Below are 15354 nucleotides of genomic sequence, written 5' to 3'. Positions count from 1 at the left end.
CCTGTCATTCCTGTGCGGGCCCCCAACTGTCAGTCCTGCGGCAGCCGTCGCGTGTCCGGGACGGAGTGGGTACCGGGGGTGGCCCGGACGATCGTGATCAGGCGGTCCGTCAACTGGAGCGTGCCGATGGCCCGGTCGTCGTAACCCAGCACCCGGTGTCCGCGCACCACGCTCACGATCAGGTCCTCGGTCTCCCGGACCTTCAGCCCCACCTCGGCCTTTATGACCGGCCGTTCGACGAGGTCGAGGCCGCTGCCCTGCTGGATGAGGTCCTCCATGACCATGCCCGCGCTCGGGCTGAGCACGGAGAGTCCGAGCAGTCGGCCCGCCGCGCTGGCGCTGGTGATGACGGCATCGGCGCCGGACTGCCGAAGCAGGGGAGCGTTCTCCTCCTCACGGACGGCCGCCACGATCTTCGCCGCGCGGTTGAGCTGGCGGGCGGTGAGGGTGACCAGGACCGCGGTGTCGTCGCGCTGGGTCGCGACGATGATCTGTCGCGCCCTCTGCACCTCGGCCCGCAGCAGCACATCACTGCGGGTGGCATCGCCGACGACTCCGGCGAACCCGAGCGCCGTGGCCGCCTCGATGACCTTGCTGCTGGGGTCGACGACCACCACCTGATCCGCCTTCAGCCCCGTCGCGCAGACGGTCTGGATCGCCGACCGGCCCTTCGTGCCGAATCCGACGACCACGGTGTGGTCACGCAAGTTGGACCTCCAGCGGTTCAGCCGCCACTCATCCCGCGTGCGCTCGGTGAGCACTTCGAGGGTGGTGCCGACCAGGATGATCAGGAACACCACACGCAGCGGCGTGATGACGAAGATGTTGACGATCCGGGCGCCGTCACTGACGGGCGTGATGTCGCCGTACCCGGTGGTGGAGAGGGTGACGGTCGCGTAGTAGAACGCGTCCAGCAGGTCGACGCTGCCGTCGGAGCTGTCGTTGTAGCCGGAGCGGTCGACCCAGACGATGATCGCCGTCGCGATCAGCACGGTGAGCGCCATCAGCAGCCGCCCGGCCACCTGGCGCAGCGGCCGTTCGACGACCCGTTTGGGCAGCTTCACCTGACGGGTGACGACCTTCTCGTCGTCCTGTCGGGCCATCGCGTCATGGCCGGGAAGTTTCACGTGAAACACCTCTCGGCGGAGGCATCGCCTCCGTCGTCACCCGCCGGGTTCCACGACCACGGCAGGTCGAGGATCTCCACTTCCCGCCCGGCCTTCGCGCCGCCGGGCGCGACGACGGCGAGCCCGTCGGCCGCCGCGATCCCGCGCAGCATGGCCGGACCGTTGTAGCGCAGCGGCACGGCGTCCTCCCCCCGCACCACGACGGGTACGAGCCGCGTGTCGTGCGGGTGCCCGTGCACAGCTCCCTGGAGCGGCACGGTGTACGGCTCCTGCTCCGGCCGTCCGGCGAGCATCCGCAGCAGCGGCTCGGCAAGCGTGAGGAGCCCGGAAACGGCCGCGAGAGGGTTGCCCGGCAGGCCGACGAGGTGCTGGCCCTCCTTGGTGCGGGCGAGCAGCATCGGGTGCCCCGGCCGCACCGCGACCCCGTCGACGAGCAGGTCGGCGTCGACGCGGCTCAGCGTCGGGTGCACATGGTCGACGGGGCCCGACGCGGTGCCGCCGGTCGTCACGATGAGGTCGGCGTCCGATGCCTGTACGGCCTTGAGCAGCGCCTTCGGATCGTCGCCCAGACGTCGCACGGAGGTGACGTCCGCGCCGAGTGCCCTCAGCCAGGGCGGCAGCATCGGGCCGAGCGCGTCACGGATGAGGCCCTCACGGGGGAGGCCCTCGGTCAGCAACTCGTCGCCCAGGATGAACACTTCGGCCCTCGGGCGCGCCACCGTCAGCAGCTCGTCGTATCCGGCGGCCGCGGCGAGCCCGAGCACCGCCGGCGTCACCAGGGCTCCGGTGGGCAGGAGTTGGTCGCCGGAGCGGCATTCCTGGCCTCGGGGGCGGATGTCCTGGCCGTGGTCGACGTCGCGCAGGGCGAACAGCCGGCCCTTGTCGTCGGTGCGGCCGTGCTCACTGCGGATGACGGCGGTCGCGTCCCGCGGGATCCGGGCGCCGGTGGCGATCTGGACGGCCTCACCGTCGGACAGCGGCTCGGGCCGGTCCTGCCCGGCGAGTATCCCCGCGGCCCGTACGTCCCAGGGGCCGGGCCCGGCGACGACCCAGCCGTCCATGGCGGACGTGTCGAAGGAGGGGAGGTCGGAGAGTGCGGCGAGGGGCTCGGCCAGCGTCAGACCGAGCGCCCGGTCGAGCGGCACGCGGCGCTCCGCCGCACCACCCCGGCGCGCGGCGGCCGCGCGCCCGGCCCGCCCGGCGACGGCACGCGCGGCGGACCAGGGGGCGGCCTGGTGCCGGGAGCCGGTTCGGTGGTCCGAAGGGGCGCTGTGGCGCGCGGGGTCCGCATCGCCCGGGTGATCCGGGGGATCCGTGTGGCTGGCGGGTTCGGAGCGCCGGGAGCGTTCTGCCGAACCGTGTCCCGTGCCGGAGCCTGCCCTGCTGGAGCGTCCGCCACCGGAGCCCGCCGTGCCACCCGCGCCGCGGCCGTCCGCTGCCCGGGCCTCGTTGACCAGGGCGAGCGCCTCGTCGACGGCGCCGTCCTCGGCCGCGCGCGCCTGCGCGGCCAGCGACTCGGCGCTCTGACCGCTCATCCCGCGTCCGGCCGCGCGCCCGCAGAGCCACCGGGTGAGGCACCGTCGGACGAAGCGGCGTCAGATGCGGCGCCCTTCGTGCCGCTCGCCGACGCTTCCTCGTCCGCGGCCTCCTTCGCCCAGCGGTCGGCGAGCGCGGCGGCCTTCGCGCAGGCCTCGGCGACGGCCTCGCGGCCTCCCCCGGCCTTCGCGGCCGCGTATCCGACGAGGAACGTCGTCAGGGGAGCGGCCGGCCTGGCCACACCGTGCGCGGCGTCGCGGGCGAGGTCGAGCAGGACGCCGGTGTCGACGTCGAGCTCGATGCCCAGTTCGTCCTTGGCTGCGGAGATCCATTCATCCAACACGTGCCCATGCTCCCTGATACGTGACCGGGCGGCGGCGATGTCGTCCCAGGTGTCGCAGTCGAAGGACGCGACGGGGTCGGTGATGCGGGTGAGTTCGAGCCGGCCGACGAGCAGCCGCAGGGGCAGCCCGGAGAGGCCGTCGTCGTGAGCGGCGGCGAGTTCGGCGAGGTGATGGCGCAGGGGTGCGCTGCGGTAGGCCGCGACGAGCGGCTGGTCCCGGCCGTCGGCGTCGGTGAGCAGGACTCCGTCCGCCGTTCCCGCGTTCAGGGCGTCGAGGAGACTCTGCACGGTCTGCTCGCTCAGGAAGGGCAGGTCGGCGGAGAGGACGAGGACCTGGTCGGCCGTGGTGGCGCGCAGGCCGGCGTCGAGCGCGGCCACCGGCCCACCGCCCGGCGGGTCCTCGCGGGTCCAGCGCACGGGGTGCGCGGTGGGTCTGGGTTCGGCGACGACGACCGTGGTGGCGGCCGTGGCGCAGGCGGCAAGCACCCGGTCGAGCAGCGGCCTGCCGCCGACGCGGACCGCGGGCTTGTCCGTGCCGCCGAGCCGTCTGGCGGCGCCGCCTGCGAGCACGACGGCGTCGTGGGCGGGGCGGCTCGGCGCGGGAGCAGCGTTCATCCCCCGAGTATGGGCGCAGGAAGGATCAATGCGACCCCCGGAAACGGCCCGCACCCGCGAGGATTTACGTCACATCGGGGTGGGCGGGGGCGGGCCGCTCGTCCTCACAGGGTGCGCAGGAGCACCGCCGGCTGTTCGATGCAGTCCGCCACGTAGCGCAGGAAGCCACCCGCCGTGCCGCCGTCGCACACCCGGTGGTCGAAGGTGAGCGACAGCTGGACGACCTGCCGCACCGCCAACTCGCCCTGATGGACCCAGGGCTTGGGGATGATCCGGCCCACGCCGAGCATGGCGGCCTCGGGGTGGTTGATGATCGGCGTCGAACCGTCGACGCCGAAGACGCCGTAGTTGTTCAACGTGAACGTGCCGCCGGTGAGTTCCCCGGGCGTCAGCCGCCCGGCCCGCGCCGCGTCCGTGAGACGGGCGAACTCGGCGCTGAGGGACTCGGCGTCGCGCACGTGCGCGTCCTTCACGACGGGGACGACGAGTCCCCGCTCGGTCTGGGCGGCGAACCCGAGGTGCACGGCGTCGAGCTGCACGACCTCGCGGGCCGCCAGGTCGACCCGGGAGTTGAGTTCCGGGTAGCGGGCCAGGGCGGCGGTGCAGATGCGGGCGAGCAGGGCGAGTACGGAGATCTTCTCCCCGCCGGCCGCGTTCATGGCCACGCGCGCGTGCATGAACTCCGTGGCGTCGGCGTCCACCCAGCAGGTCGCGTCGGGGATCTCGCGGCGGCTGCGGGTGAGCTTGTCGGCCACGGCGCCTCGGATGCCGCGCAGGGGGACACGGATGCCGTCCGCGCTCGTGTCCGACGGGGTCGGAACCTGGGCGGGGGCCTGGGCGGGGGCCTGGGCGGGGGCCTGGGTCGGGGTCGGGGCCTGGGTCGGGGCCGCAGCTTCCGTTTCGGCCACGTGGGCCCGTACCTGCACCGTCTCCCGCATGGCGCTCTCGACGTCGGCCCGCAGGATGAGGCCGTCGGGCCCCGACCCGGGCAACTCGCGCAGATCGAGACCGTGTTCACGGGCGAGCTTGCGCACGAGAGGGGAGATGACCGGCACGGGTCCGCTCCGCGGTGTCGCCTCCGGAGCCGGTGCGGGGGAGGCGGAAGGGGCAATCCGTGTGGGTGCCGCGGGCGCAGCCGCAGGGACGTCGTCCTGGCGGCAGACCCGGCGCCGACGCGCCGGCGCGGCCGCGGTGCCGTAACCCACCAGGACGTTCCCGGATCCCTCGTCGTCGCCCTCCCCCTCGGCCGGTGTGCCCACGGCGACCGTCAGGAGAGGGGAGCCGACGGGGAGTTCGCTGCCCTCCTCGCCGAAGCGGGCCGTGACCACGCCCCCATAGGGGCATGGCACCTCGACCATCGCCTTCGCGGTCTCCACCTCGACGACGGGCTGGTCCACCGCCACGACGTCGCCGACCTGGACGAGCCAGGTGACGATCGACGCCTCGGTGAGGCCTTCGCCGAGGTCGGGCAGCTTGAACTCGAGGACCTGTGCCATCAGCTGCCCGCCTCCCACTGAAGCCGTGCGACCGCGTCCAGGATCCGGTCGACCCCCGGCAGATGGTGCCGCTCCAGCATCGGCGGCGGATACGGGATGTCGAACCCGGCCACCCGCAGGACCGGCGCCTCCAGGTGGTGGAAGCAGCGTTCGGTGACCCGCGCGGCGATCTCGCCGCCGGGCCCGCCGAAACCGCCCGACTCGTGCACGACGACGGCCCGCCCGGTGCGGCGCACGGACGCGCTGACCGTCTCGTCGTCGAACGGCACCAGGGAGCGCAGATCGACGACTTCCAGATCCCAGCCCTCGGCGCGCGCGGCCTCCGCCGCCTCCATGCAGACCGGCACCGACGGCCCGTACGTGATGAGGGTGGCGCTGCTGCCGGGCCGCCGGACCACGGCCCGCCCGATGGGTTCCACGTCCGTCGGGTGCTCGGGGTTCCAGGAGTCCTTCGACCAGTACAGCCGCTTGGGCTCCAGGATGACGACGGGGTCGTCGGAGGCGATCGCGGCGCGCATCAGGCCGTAGGCGTCGGCGACGGTCGCGGGCGTGACGACGTGGAGGCCCGGCGTGGCCATGTAGTAGGCCTCGGAGGAGTCGCTGTGGTGCTCCACACCGCCGATGCCGCCGCCGTAGGGTACGCGCACGGTGAGGGGCATCGGCATCGCGCCCCTGGTGCGGTTGCGCATCTTCGCGACGTGCGAGATCAGCTGCTCGAAGCCCGGGTAGGCGAACGCGTCGAACTGCATCTCGACGACGGGCCGCAGGCCGTACATGGCCATGCCGACCGCGGTGCCGAGGATGCCCGCCTCGGCGAGCGGCGTGTCCGTGCAGCGGGCGTCGCCGAACTCCTTGGCGAGTCCGTCGGTGACCCTGAAGACGCCGCCCAGTGTGCCGACGTCCTCACCGAGGACGTGCACGGAGGGGTCGGCGGCCATGGCGTCGCGCAGGGCGCGGCCGAAGGCCTGCGCCATGGTGACCGGCTTGGCGGCGACAGTCGTCATCGGTCCGTCCCGTCCGCCTCGGCGTCGAGCTCGGCGCGCAACTGGGCGGCCTGCTCGCGCAGTTGGGTGGTCTGCTCGGCGTAGACATCACGGAAGAGGTCCATGGGGTCGAGCACCGGATCCTGGTTCATGCGCTCGCGCAGGTCGGCGGCCATCTTCTCGGCGTCGTCGCGCACGGCCCGTATGCCTTCCTCGTCGAGGAGTCCGCGCTCCGTCAACTCCCGCTCCAGGAGGAGGATCGGGTCGTGATCGCGCCAGGCGTCGACCTCGGCGTCGACGCGGTAGCGCGTGGCGTCGTCCGCGTTCGTGTGCGCCTCCATGCGGTAGGTGATCGCCTCGACGAGCGTCGGGCCACCCCCTTCGCGAGCGTGGCGCACGGCTTCGGCGAGGACCTCGTGCACGGCCGCCGCGTCGTTGCCGTCCACCAGGCGACCGGGCATCCCGTAACCGACGGCCTTGTGGGCCAGGGACGGGGCGGCGGTCTGCTTGTCGAGCGGTACGGAGATCGCGAAGCCGTTGTTCTGGACGAGGAAGACGACCGGGGCCTGCCACACCGCGGCGAAGTTCAGCGCCTCGTGGAAGTCGCCCTCGCTGGTGCCTCCGTCGCCGACCATGGCGAGCGCGACCACGTCGTCACCCTTGAGGCGGGCGGCGTGCGCGAGTCCCACGGCGTGCGGGAGCTGGGTCGCCAGCGGCGTGCACAGGGGGGCCACGCGGTGCTCGCGCGGGTCGTACCCGGTGTGCCAGTCGCCCCGCAGCAGGGTCAGGGCCTGGACGGGGTCGAGGCCGCGGGCGACGGCGGCGAGGGTGTCCCGGTAGCTGGGGAAGAGCCAGTCGCGCTCCTCCAGGACGAGGGCGGCCGCGACCTCGCAGGCCTCCTGGCCGGTGCTGGAGGGGTAGACCGCGAGCCGGCCCTGCTTCGTCAGGGCGGTCGCCTGCGCGTTGTACCTGCGCCCGCGCACCACCTCCGCGTACAGCCGGCGCAGAAGCCGGGCGTCGGCCTTGGCCGCGGCGTCGGTGCCGAGAACCCGGAACGGCTCGGCGTCGGGCAGCAGCGGCGCGGGATCCGTGCGCGGCTGCCAGGCGGGCGGCGGGGTGGGCCGGTAGGCGTCCCGCTGCTCCATGACCGTCATGACGGCACCTCCTCGGTGGAAGCGGCTGAGAGACGCGACGGTGTGATGCGCCTCACCTACCGATTGTTCGGTCGTCGGCACATTTTGGCTACAGGCACCTCAAGGCTGTGGACAAACGGTTCTCCACAGCCTGGGATGGACGCAGTACGTCCATGGTAGGGAGGCGGGGGGACTTGGCATCTGAACGAATGGCCGACGGCCCGGGAGGCGACCGCCCCGAGTCCTCGCCCCGAGCGCCCGACAGCGGCCCCGGCGGACGTCCGGACGCCCCGCCCCGGCCGCCCCAAGGCCGCCCCGAGTACCAGCCGCGCCCGCTGGACGCCATCGACCGCGACATCCTGCAGATGCTCCAGATGGACGGCCGCGCCTCGATACGCTCCGTCGCCGAGCGCGTCCATGTGTCACGGGCCAACGCATACGCGCGCATCAACCGGCTCATCGACGACGGCGTCATCCGCGGCTTCGGCGCCCGCGTCAACCACGAGCGGGCCGGGCAGGGCGCCTCCGCGTACATCACGCTCAAGATCGTCCAGAATTCCTGGCGCACCGTGCGCGAGCAGCTGCGCCGGCTCCCGGAGGCCTCGCACATCGCGCTGGTCAGCGGTGATTTCGATGTGCTCCTGATGGTGCACACGCAGGACAACAGGTCGCTGCGGGAACTGGTGCTCACCAAGCTCCAGGCCATGCCGGAGGTGCTGAGCACGCGGACGCTGCTGGTGTTCGAGGAGGAGGACCTGGAGCCGGACGCCTGACGCGCCCGGGGCCATCAGTCCTCCTTGCGCAGCCCTCCGAAGATCAACTGCGCGACGGCGTCGGCGACTTCGCGGTCGTCCATGCCCCGGCCGCCCGGCCGGTACCACTCCACGATCGAGTTGATCATGCCGAAGACGAGACGGGTCGCGAGTCGCACCTCGATGTCGCCCCGCACGTCACCGTCGGCCGCCGCCGCCTTCAGGAGCTCGGCCACCTGGTGGTCGAACTCCCTGCGCCGCTCCATCGCCCAGCGCTCCGTGTCGGTGTTCCCGCGCACGCGCAGCAGCAGGGTCACGTACGGCAGCTCGGATATGAGGACCTGGACCATGCGCCGGGTGACGTACTCCAGGCGCTCGACGGCGCGCCCCACGCGCGCGTGCTCCTCGCCCAGGATCCCGAAGAGGCCGTCGAGCGCGCGGCTGACGGCGCGGCGCAGCAGCTCCTCCTTGCCTGCGACGTGGTGGTAGATCGACGACTTGGAGATTCCGGCCGCCTTGGAGAGGTGCTCCATCGAAGTGCCGTCGTAGCCACGCTCGTTGAAGACCTGCACGGCGACCGACAGAAGGGTCTCGGGCGTGTAGGTGTCGCGCCTTGCGGTGGTCATGCGGAGCCCTCCCGCTTGTCGGAGGCGTACGAGTGGCGGTAGAGCGCGAGCGAGGGGGCGTAACGGCCGGACGGGTCGCGCAGGTGCAAATCGTCGAGGAGGGAGTACGCCCAGTTCTTGCCGAGCTTCCTGCTCCACTCGACAGGCCCCAGCGGGTAGTTGACGCCCAGGCGCATCGCCGTGTCGATGTCCTCCGGAGTGGCCACTCCCTTGGCGACGGCGTCGTGCGCCAGGTCGATGAGCCTCGCGACCGTGCGAGCGACGATCATGCCGGGCACGTCCCCGATGACACTGACGTCCTTGCCGATGGCCTGGAAGAGCCCGGTGGCCTCGCGCAGGGTCTGCGGGGACGCTTCCTGAGAGGTCGCGAGAGCGAGACGGGTGGCGGCCCGGTAGTCGAACGCGAGATCGAAGTAGATGACGTCCCGGTACTCGACGGACGTCTGGCCGTCCGCGAGGGCGAGCTGGCCACCGCTGGGAAGGACCAGGCGCGTGCCGTTGTCCTCGTCCTCCTCGCGTACCGGGATGCCCGCCTCACGGATCAGCGTGAGGAGCTCGGCGGCAGGCCCCAGGTCGCCCTCGGCGACGACGTAGGCGGGCGCCTGGGCGGGCTGCGCGGTGTGCGGCTCCGGGCGCTCCTCACCGTCCGCGTACGCGTACCAGCCGCGGCCTGTCTTGCGGCCGTGCATGCCGGCCTCGACCAGGCGCCGCTGGGCCAGGGAGGGCCGGAACTTCACGTCCTGGAAGAAGGCCTCCCACACGGATCGCGTGACCGCCTCGTTGACATCCTGGCCGATGAGGTCCGTCAGTTCGAAGGCGCCCATCTTGAAGCCGCCGCACTCGCGCAGGACGGCGTCGATGGTGGCGGGCTGGGCACCCTGCTCCTCGTAGACCGCGAACGCTTCGGCGTAGAAGGGGCGCGCGATGCGGTTGACGATGAATCCGGGGGTGTCGGCGCACACAACGGGCGTCTTGCCCCAGGCGCGGGCCGTCTCGTACGCGCGCGTGGCCGCCGTGACGTCGGTCGCCGCGCCGGAGACCACCTCGACCAGCGGCATCAGGGGCGCGGGGTTGAAGAAGTGCAGGCCGACGAGGCGGCCCGGCAGGCGCAGCGCGCCGCCGACGGCCGTGACGGACAGGGACGAGGTGTTGGTCGCGAGCAGACAGTCGTCCCCGACGATCTCCTCCAGGTCCGTGAACAGCCGCTGTTTCACGTCGAGCCGCTCCAGTACGGCCTCGACGACGAGCGCCGCCCCCGCGAACTCATCGAGGGACTCTGCGGGGCTCAGACGCGCGCGGGCCGCGTCGCGATCGGCCGCGTCGAGCCTGCCCTTGTCGACCAGGCGGTCCAGGCGCGCGGCGATGGCGTCCGCGGCCTCCCGGGCGCGTCCCGGCACGGCGTCGTAGAGCCGGACGGGGTGGCCGGCGGTCAGGGCGACCTGGGCGATGCCCTGGCCCATGGTGCCGGTGCCCACCACGCCCACAAGGCGTTCGGGGCTGCCGAGCTCGAGTGCTGTCATGGTCGCGATCCTCCCGCACGGAACGACGGCCACAGGCCCGGGGGTCGGGGCGCAGCGGCGGGCGCGAAGTTTTCCACAGGTTCGACGGACCCCCTTGTCCCGACCGATCGTTCGGTTACTCTAACCGTGTCTGCCTGTTCCTGCCCAGCTGTTCCTGCCCAGCTCGCCGGCTCGACGAAGAGCCGTCTCGACGAGGAGTTGGTCCGCCATGGCCGCCGAAGTCACCGCGCACGACCTGATCGCCAAGCACCGGCCCACCCTTGACCAAGCGCTGGAAGCGATCCGCACGCGCGCGTACTGGTCGCCGCACCCCGAGCACCCCAAGGCCTACGGAGAGCACGGAAGCCTGAGCATGCCCGAGGGCAAGGCCGCCTTCGACGCGCTCTCCGGCACCCGCATCGACCTCGGCCAGCCCGGCACGGACGACTGGGTGGGCGGCGAAATCTCGCCGTACGGCGTCGAGTTGGGCGTGACCTACCCGCACCCCGACCTCGATGTCCTGCTCCCCGCGATGCGTGCGGGCATGCGCGCCTGGCGCGAGGCGGGCGCCGAGGCACGCGCCGCCGTATGTCTGGAGATCCTGGCCCGGATCAGCGCGCGTACGCACGAGTTCGCGCACGCCGTGATGCACACCAGCGGCCAGGCCTTCATGATGGCGTTCCAGGCGGGCGGCCCGCACGCGCAGGACCGCGGACTCGAAGCGGTGGCGTACGCGTACGTCGAGCAGGTACGCACACCGGACGCGGCGGAGTGGACCAAGCCGCAGGGCAAGCGCGAGCCCCTCGTCCTCGGCAAGCAGTTCACGCCGGTCGGGCGCGGCATCGCGCTCCTCATCGGCTGCAACACGTTCCCCACGTGGAACGGATATCCGGGCCTCTTCGCCTCCCTCGCCACGGGCAACCCCGTCCTGGTGAAGCCCCACCCGCGCGCGGTGCTGCCCCTCGCCCTCACTGTCCAGGTAGCCCGCGAGGTCCTCGCCGAGGCCGGCTTCGACCCGAATCTCGTGGCACTGGCCGCCGAGAAGCCCGGCGAAGGCATCGCCAAGACGATCGCCCTGCGCCCCGAGATCAAGATCATCGACTACACGGGCTCCACGGCGTTCGGCGACTGGCTGGAGACCCACGCCCGGCAGGCGCAGGTCTACACGGAGAAGGCCGGCGTCAATACGGTCGTCATCGACTCGACCGACCGCTACAAGGGAATGCTGGCGAACCTCGCGTTCTCCCTGTCCCTGTACAGCGGCCAGATGTGCACCACCCCGCAGAACCTCCTCATCCCGCGCGACGGCATCAGCACGGACGAGGGCCCCAAGACGTACGACGAGGTGGTCACCGACATCGCGGCCGCGGTCGGCGGCCTCCTCGGCGACGACGCCCGGGCGAACGCGCTGCTCGGTGCCCTGGTGAACCCGGACGTGAAGTCCCGCCTGGAGGCCGCTTCCGGCCTCGGTGAAGTCGCCCTCGCCTCACGGGAGATCAGCAACCCGGAGTTCCCGGGTGCCGTCGTCCGTACGCCGGCGATCGTCAAGCAGGACGGCGCGCGGAAGTTCTGGGACGGCGCCGACTCCGAGTCCGCCTACCTCAGCGAGTGCTTCGGCCCGGTCTCCTTCGCCGTCGCCGTCGACTCCACGACGGACGCGCTGGACCTGCTGCGGCGCACGGTGCGCGACAAGGGCGCGATGACGGTCGGCGCGTACACGACCTCCGACGAGGTCGCCGAAGCCGTCGAAGAGGTCTGCCTCGAAGAGTGCGCCCAGCTGTCCGTCAACCTCACTGGCGGGGTGTACGTGAACCAGACGGCTGCGTTCTCGGACTTCCACGGCTCCGGCGGCAACCCCGCGGCCAACGCGGCGCTGTGCGACGGAGCGTTCGTGTCGAACCGCTTCCGGGTGGTGGAGGTGCGCACGGAGGCCTGAGGCCTCCGACCGGCGTCAGCTCAGGCGGCCGGGCGGCCCGCGGGACCGCCCGGCGTGCCGCAGGTGCTCCAGTGGAAGAGCGTCATGCCGACGCTCGTCGCCAGGTTGTAGCTGGACACCTGCGCCCTCATCGGCAGCGACACCAAGTGGTCGGCGCGGGCGCGCAGTTCGCGCGACAGTCCGCTGCGCTCCGAGCCGAAGGCGAGCAGCGCGTCGTCCGGCAGCGCAGTCCCCCGGATGTCCTCGCCCTCCGGATCGAGCGCGTACACGGGCCCCGGCGGCAGCTCCTCCACCGCCAGGCGCTCGACCGCCGTCGCGAAGTGCAGGCCCGCACCACCGCGTACGACAGTGGGATGCCAGGGGTCGAGGCTGCCGGTCATGACCACGCCCGTCGCCCCGAAGCCCGCGGCGAGCCGGATGACGGCGCCCGCGTTGCCGAGGTTGCGGGGGTTGTCGAGGACGACGACGGGCGCGGTCCTCGGCAGGTGCGCCACGGCGGCCAGGTTCGCCGCGCGGTCGGGCCGCACCGCCAGCGCGGCCACCCCCGTGGGATGCAGACGCGGCACGAGGGCACGCAGCGTCTCCTCCGGCACCTCCACCAGAAGCCCGTCAAGGGCGTCCCGCACGTCCGGGGCGAGCTCCTCGGCCAGGGTGAGCGCGGCGGCACGGCTGGTCGCCAGGGCCACGGGCACGCGCGCACCGAAACGCAGGGCGTGCTTGAGCGCGTGGAACCCGTCGAGGAGGACGGACGTCTCGGCACGGGCGCGCCACTCGTCGACGCCATCCGCCCCGCTCATGCCGCTCGCCCGTTCATGCCGTGCGCCCTGCTCATGCTGTGTGCCCGCTCATGCTGCTTGCTTGCCTGTTCACGCTGTGTGCCTGTGCACGCCGTTCGCCCCGCTCATGGCGTGAAGCCTACGTGGGCCTGGTCGGGGCTCTCCGCGGCGCGAGGCTCCGGCACCGTGGAGGCACCGGCCGTACGGGAAAACACGCCTCCACGCGCGCGTGCCACCCATCCACCCAGCCGCCTCAGGAACGGCGTCGGCAGGAACACCGCGTCGGCGGCGATCATCGCGAGCGAGAAGAACGGCAGCCCGAGCAGCACGGCGATCGCCGCGTGCTCGCACATCATGGCGACCAGCAGGACGTTCTTGACGCGCCGGTTGAACAGCGTGAACGGGAAGGCGACCTGGACGACGACCGTCCCGTACGACACGAGCATCACCATCAGCCCGTGCGAGGCGAGCAGATCACCGAGGGCCGGCCAGGGTGAGAAGTAGTCCAGGTGGAGCGGGTAGTAGACCGCCGTCCCGTCCTGCCAGCGACTGCCCTGGATCTTGTACCAGCCGGCGGTCGCGTAGATCAGACACGCCTCCGCCATGATCACGAGAAGCGCGGCGTTGTGCGCGAGGTTCGCGATCACGTCGAGCAGCTGCCGGGGCTCGCTGTACGGGTCCCTCCGGTTCACCGCCCACCACAGGCCCTGCACGGCCCACAGCCCCCAGAACACGACCAGCCAGCCCCCGCTCACGACCCCCATGAACGTGATCACGGAGAGCCCGAGCCCCGCGAGCCACCACAGCACCGGCCCCACCACGTCGGGCGGCCCTACGTCGCCCTCACGCGCAACGTGCTCACGCGCGCGTGCCGCCCGCCGCGCGTCCAGCGACCAGACCTGCCCGCACCGCGTGAACACCAGATAGATCGACATCAGGTGGATGACGTTGTCGCCGCCGTCGCCCATGAAGATGCTGCGGTTCTGCAGCGAGAGCACGCCGATCATGAACAGGACGGACATGGTCCGGGTGCGCCAGCCCAGCATCAGAAGCGCGCTGCTCGCGACCGCGGCGGCGTAGACGATCTCGAACCAGACGCGGCCGTCCGACCACATCAGAGCGGTGAAGGCGCCGTTACCGGCGATGAGCTGCTGCGCCATGTCCCAGCTCCACGGCCCGTCGGGCCCGTACAGCTCGTGACGGTTGGGGAACTCGCGCAGCAGGAACAGCAGCCAGGTGGCGGAGAAGCCGATTCGGATCACTGCGCTCTGGTAGGGCCCGAGGGCGGACCCGGTGACGCGGTCTATGCGGTTCACCGGTCAACCGTCCCGGCAGCGGCGGCACGCGCGCGTGTGCCGCTGCCGCTCTGGCCCTGACTCTGGCTCTTGCCTTTGTCTTGTCCCTGGCTCTGGCTCTTGCTCTGGCCCTGGCTCTGGCTCTGGCTCTGGCTGTTACTACCGCTGTCGCTGTCGAGTGCCCTGTCCGCGAGCGTCACCGTCCACCAGGGAACCTCCCGGTAGAGGGGCTTGGAATCCACTTTCTCGTCGCTCCACGGGGGCGGCGCCACGTTGGTGGTCCGCGAGCGGACCTGGACGCGGGCGATGGTGGGCTGCTTTCCGGCGGCCTTCCTGCCGTCGGCCGTCAGCCCGTCCTCGTGGGACAGCCGCAGGACGACGATGCGGCGGATGTAGCGCTCGGAGAGCTGGCCACGCAGACCGTTCGGGCGGTTCTCACTGTCGTGCGCGGACACGTAGAAGTCCCAGGCCCGGCGCAACTCGTTCTGCTGCGTGTGGCTGGGCAGCAGATTCCCGTCGATGTCGGCGCCGTCCCGTGCGGACAGGTCGTACCAGCCGGTCGTACGCGTACCGCCGTCGGCCGTACGGACCTCAGCGCGGGCCTGCACCGCGATGTTCTGCTGAAGCGGGTTCGGCGCGAACAGTTTCCAGTTCTGCTCGAACTCCGGATAGATCCAGTTGTCGACGGCCCGGCCGTACTGCTTGGAGACGGTGTTGGACGGAGCGACGTGCAGAAACACCATCGCGATGTGCACACACGCCACGAGGGCGACCACGACGAGCGCGCAGGCGGCGGCTATCTGGTAGCGGAGGGAGAGGGCCGACAGGCCTATGCGGCGTGTGGCGGACGGGGGCGAGGATGAGGGCGTGAGGGGTGGGGGCGGGAGGGACGGAGACGGGAGATCCGGCTCAGGCACCTGGCCGTCCTCAGATACGCGGGCGGCCTCAGGCACCTGGCCGTCCCCAGGCACGCGGGCGGCCTCAGGCACCTGGCCGTCCTCAGGTACGCGGGCGGCCTCAGGCACCTCGTCCGGGGCCGGGCTCCGCAAAGGATCCGGCCGGGGCTCCGGGTCGGAACGCCGGGCGGTCGAGCCCTCGTCGTACGCGTCCATGCCGCCCCGTTTCCCCGAGTCTCCCGATGCCTCCGGTCCGCGCTTTTGCCGAACCGATTCCTCGCCCCGCGGCCCGCTCCCGCCACCGCACCGGCACGGTACTCAGCCGCGCACGCGAGGCACAG

12 protein-coding genes and 1 pseudogene are annotated in these 15354 nt (G+C 71.9%); 2 read left to right on the top strand and 11 right to left on the bottom strand.

Annotation, left to right across the window (positions count from 1 at the left end; genetic code table 11):
* Positions 1–29: 29 nt before the first annotated feature.
* From LGI35_RS23520 to pdhA, 6 genes are all read right to left on the bottom strand, one after another.
* Positions 30–1136, bottom strand: a complete 1107-nt coding sequence (locus LGI35_RS23520) for a potassium channel family protein (RefSeq protein WP_227296167.1) — start codon at positions 1134–1136, stop codon at positions 30–32.
* Positions 1124–2662: a molybdopterin molybdotransferase MoeA gene (locus LGI35_RS23515; RefSeq protein ID WP_227296166.1), complete on the bottom strand. Its 1539-nt coding sequence runs from the start codon at positions 2660–2662 to the stop codon at positions 1124–1126. The genes LGI35_RS23520 and LGI35_RS23515 overlap by 13 nt, the downstream gene beginning before the upstream one ends.
* A complete protein-coding gene (locus LGI35_RS23510; RefSeq protein ID WP_227296164.1) occupies positions 2659–3621 on the bottom strand; it encodes an NTP transferase domain-containing protein in 963 nt (320 codons plus the stop codon). The genes LGI35_RS23515 and LGI35_RS23510 overlap by 4 nt, the downstream gene beginning before the upstream one ends.
* A gap of 104 nt (positions 3622–3725) precedes the next feature.
* Positions 3726–5117, bottom strand: coding sequence for a dihydrolipoamide acetyltransferase family protein (locus tag LGI35_RS23505; protein WP_227296162.1), 1392 nt, complete (start codon positions 5115–5117; stop codon positions 3726–3728).
* On the bottom strand, positions 5117–6121 hold the full coding sequence (locus LGI35_RS23500; protein ID WP_227296160.1) for an alpha-ketoacid dehydrogenase subunit beta: 1005 nt from the start codon (positions 6119–6121) through the stop codon (positions 5117–5119). Before LGI35_RS23500 ends, LGI35_RS23505 begins: the two co-directional genes overlap by 1 nt.
* Complete coding sequence (pdhA, locus tag LGI35_RS23495; protein ID WP_227296158.1) at positions 6118–7254, bottom strand: pyruvate dehydrogenase (acetyl-transferring) E1 component subunit alpha; 1137 nt, start codon at positions 7252–7254, stop codon at positions 6118–6120. The genes LGI35_RS23500 and pdhA overlap by 4 nt, the downstream gene beginning before the upstream one ends.
* 188 nt (positions 7255–7442) lie before the next feature.
* Here pdhA and LGI35_RS23490 point away from each other — a divergent pair, with 188 nt between their 5' ends.
* Positions 7443–8006, top strand: coding sequence for an Lrp/AsnC family transcriptional regulator (locus LGI35_RS23490; protein ID WP_423835774.1), 564 nt, complete (start codon positions 7443–7445; stop codon positions 8004–8006).
* A gap of 14 nt (positions 8007–8020) precedes the next feature.
* Here the strand turns inward: LGI35_RS23490 and LGI35_RS23485 are convergent, their stop codons facing one another.
* Both LGI35_RS23485 and LGI35_RS23480 read right to left on the bottom strand, forming a co-directional pair.
* Positions 8021–8611 carry a TetR/AcrR family transcriptional regulator gene (locus LGI35_RS23485; RefSeq protein WP_227296154.1) on the bottom strand — a complete coding sequence of 197 codons (591 nt, stop codon included), beginning with the start codon at positions 8609–8611 and terminating at the stop codon, positions 8021–8023.
* Positions 8608–10131, bottom strand: coding sequence for a 3-hydroxyacyl-CoA dehydrogenase (locus LGI35_RS23480; RefSeq protein WP_227296152.1), 1524 nt, complete (start codon positions 10129–10131; stop codon positions 8608–8610). The genes LGI35_RS23485 and LGI35_RS23480 overlap by 4 nt, the downstream gene beginning before the upstream one ends.
* Positions 10132–10339: 208 nt before the next feature.
* Here LGI35_RS23480 and paaN point away from each other — a divergent pair, with 208 nt between their 5' ends.
* The gene (gene paaN / locus LGI35_RS23475) at positions 10340–12046 is read left to right on the top strand and encodes a phenylacetic acid degradation protein PaaN (RefSeq protein ID WP_227296150.1); all 1707 of its coding nucleotides are present in this window, start codon (positions 10340–10342) and stop codon (positions 12044–12046) included.
* A gap of 20 nt (positions 12047–12066) precedes the next feature.
* Here the strand turns inward: paaN and LGI35_RS23470 are convergent, their stop codons facing one another.
* The 3 genes and pseudogenes from LGI35_RS23470 to LGI35_RS23460 all read right to left on the bottom strand — a co-directional run.
* The gene (locus LGI35_RS23470) at positions 12067–12843 is read right to left on the bottom strand and encodes a TrmH family RNA methyltransferase (RefSeq protein WP_227296149.1); all 777 of its coding nucleotides are present in this window, start codon (positions 12841–12843) and stop codon (positions 12067–12069) included.
* A 104-nt stretch (positions 12844–12947) separates the two neighbouring features.
* The gene (locus LGI35_RS23465) at positions 12948–14138 is read right to left on the bottom strand and encodes an HTTM domain-containing protein (RefSeq protein WP_227296147.1); all 1191 of its coding nucleotides are present in this window, start codon (positions 14136–14138) and stop codon (positions 12948–12950) included.
* Between the two features lie 164 nt (positions 14139–14302).
* Positions 14303–15229: pseudogene (locus tag LGI35_RS23460) on the bottom strand (DUF5819 family protein); the annotation flags it as partial.
* Positions 15230–15354: the final 125 nt, after the last annotated feature.

Source organism: Streptomyces longhuiensis, from assembly GCF_020616555.1.
Lineage (GTDB): Bacteria > Actinomycetota > Actinomycetes > Streptomycetales > Streptomycetaceae > Streptomyces > Streptomyces longhuiensis.
The sequence above is the reverse complement of the archived record's forward strand: the minus strand, read 5'-3'. Positions and strand labels throughout refer to the sequence as shown.

Bases quoted from the DNA above. Each gene is read 5' to 3' on its own strand.
- LGI35_RS23515 (WP_227296166.1), bottom strand. From the start codon at position 2,662: ATGAGCGGTCAGAGCGCCGAGTCGCTGGCCGCGCAGGCGCGCGCGGCC.
- LGI35_RS23510 (WP_227296164.1), bottom strand. From the start codon at position 3,621: ATGAACGCTGCTCCCGCGCCGAGCCGCCCCGCCCACGACGCCGTCGTG.
- LGI35_RS23505 (WP_227296162.1), bottom strand. From the start codon at position 5,117: ATGGCACAGGTCCTCGAGTTCAAGCTGCCCGACCTCGGCGAAGGCCTC.
- LGI35_RS23500 (WP_227296160.1), bottom strand. From the start codon at position 6,121: ATGACGACTGTCGCCGCCAAGCCGGTCACCATGGCGCAGGCCTTCGGC.
- pdhA (WP_227296158.1), bottom strand. From the start codon at position 7,254: ATGACGGTCATGGAGCAGCGGGACGCCTACCGGCCCACCCCGCCGCCC.
- LGI35_RS23490 (WP_423835774.1), top strand. From the start codon at position 7,443: ATGGCCGACGGCCCGGGAGGCGACCGCCCCGAGTCCTCGCCCCGAGCG.
- LGI35_RS23485 (WP_227296154.1), bottom strand. From the start codon at position 8,611: ATGACCACCGCAAGGCGCGACACCTACACGCCCGAGACCCTTCTGTCG.
- LGI35_RS23480 (WP_227296152.1), bottom strand. From the start codon at position 10,131: ATGACAGCACTCGAGCTCGGCAGCCCCGAACGCCTTGTGGGCGTGGTG.
- paaN (WP_227296150.1), top strand. From the start codon at position 10,340: ATGGCCGCCGAAGTCACCGCGCACGACCTGATCGCCAAGCACCGGCCC.
- LGI35_RS23470 (WP_227296149.1), bottom strand. From the start codon at position 12,843: ATGAGCGGGGCGGATGGCGTCGACGAGTGGCGCGCCCGTGCCGAGACG.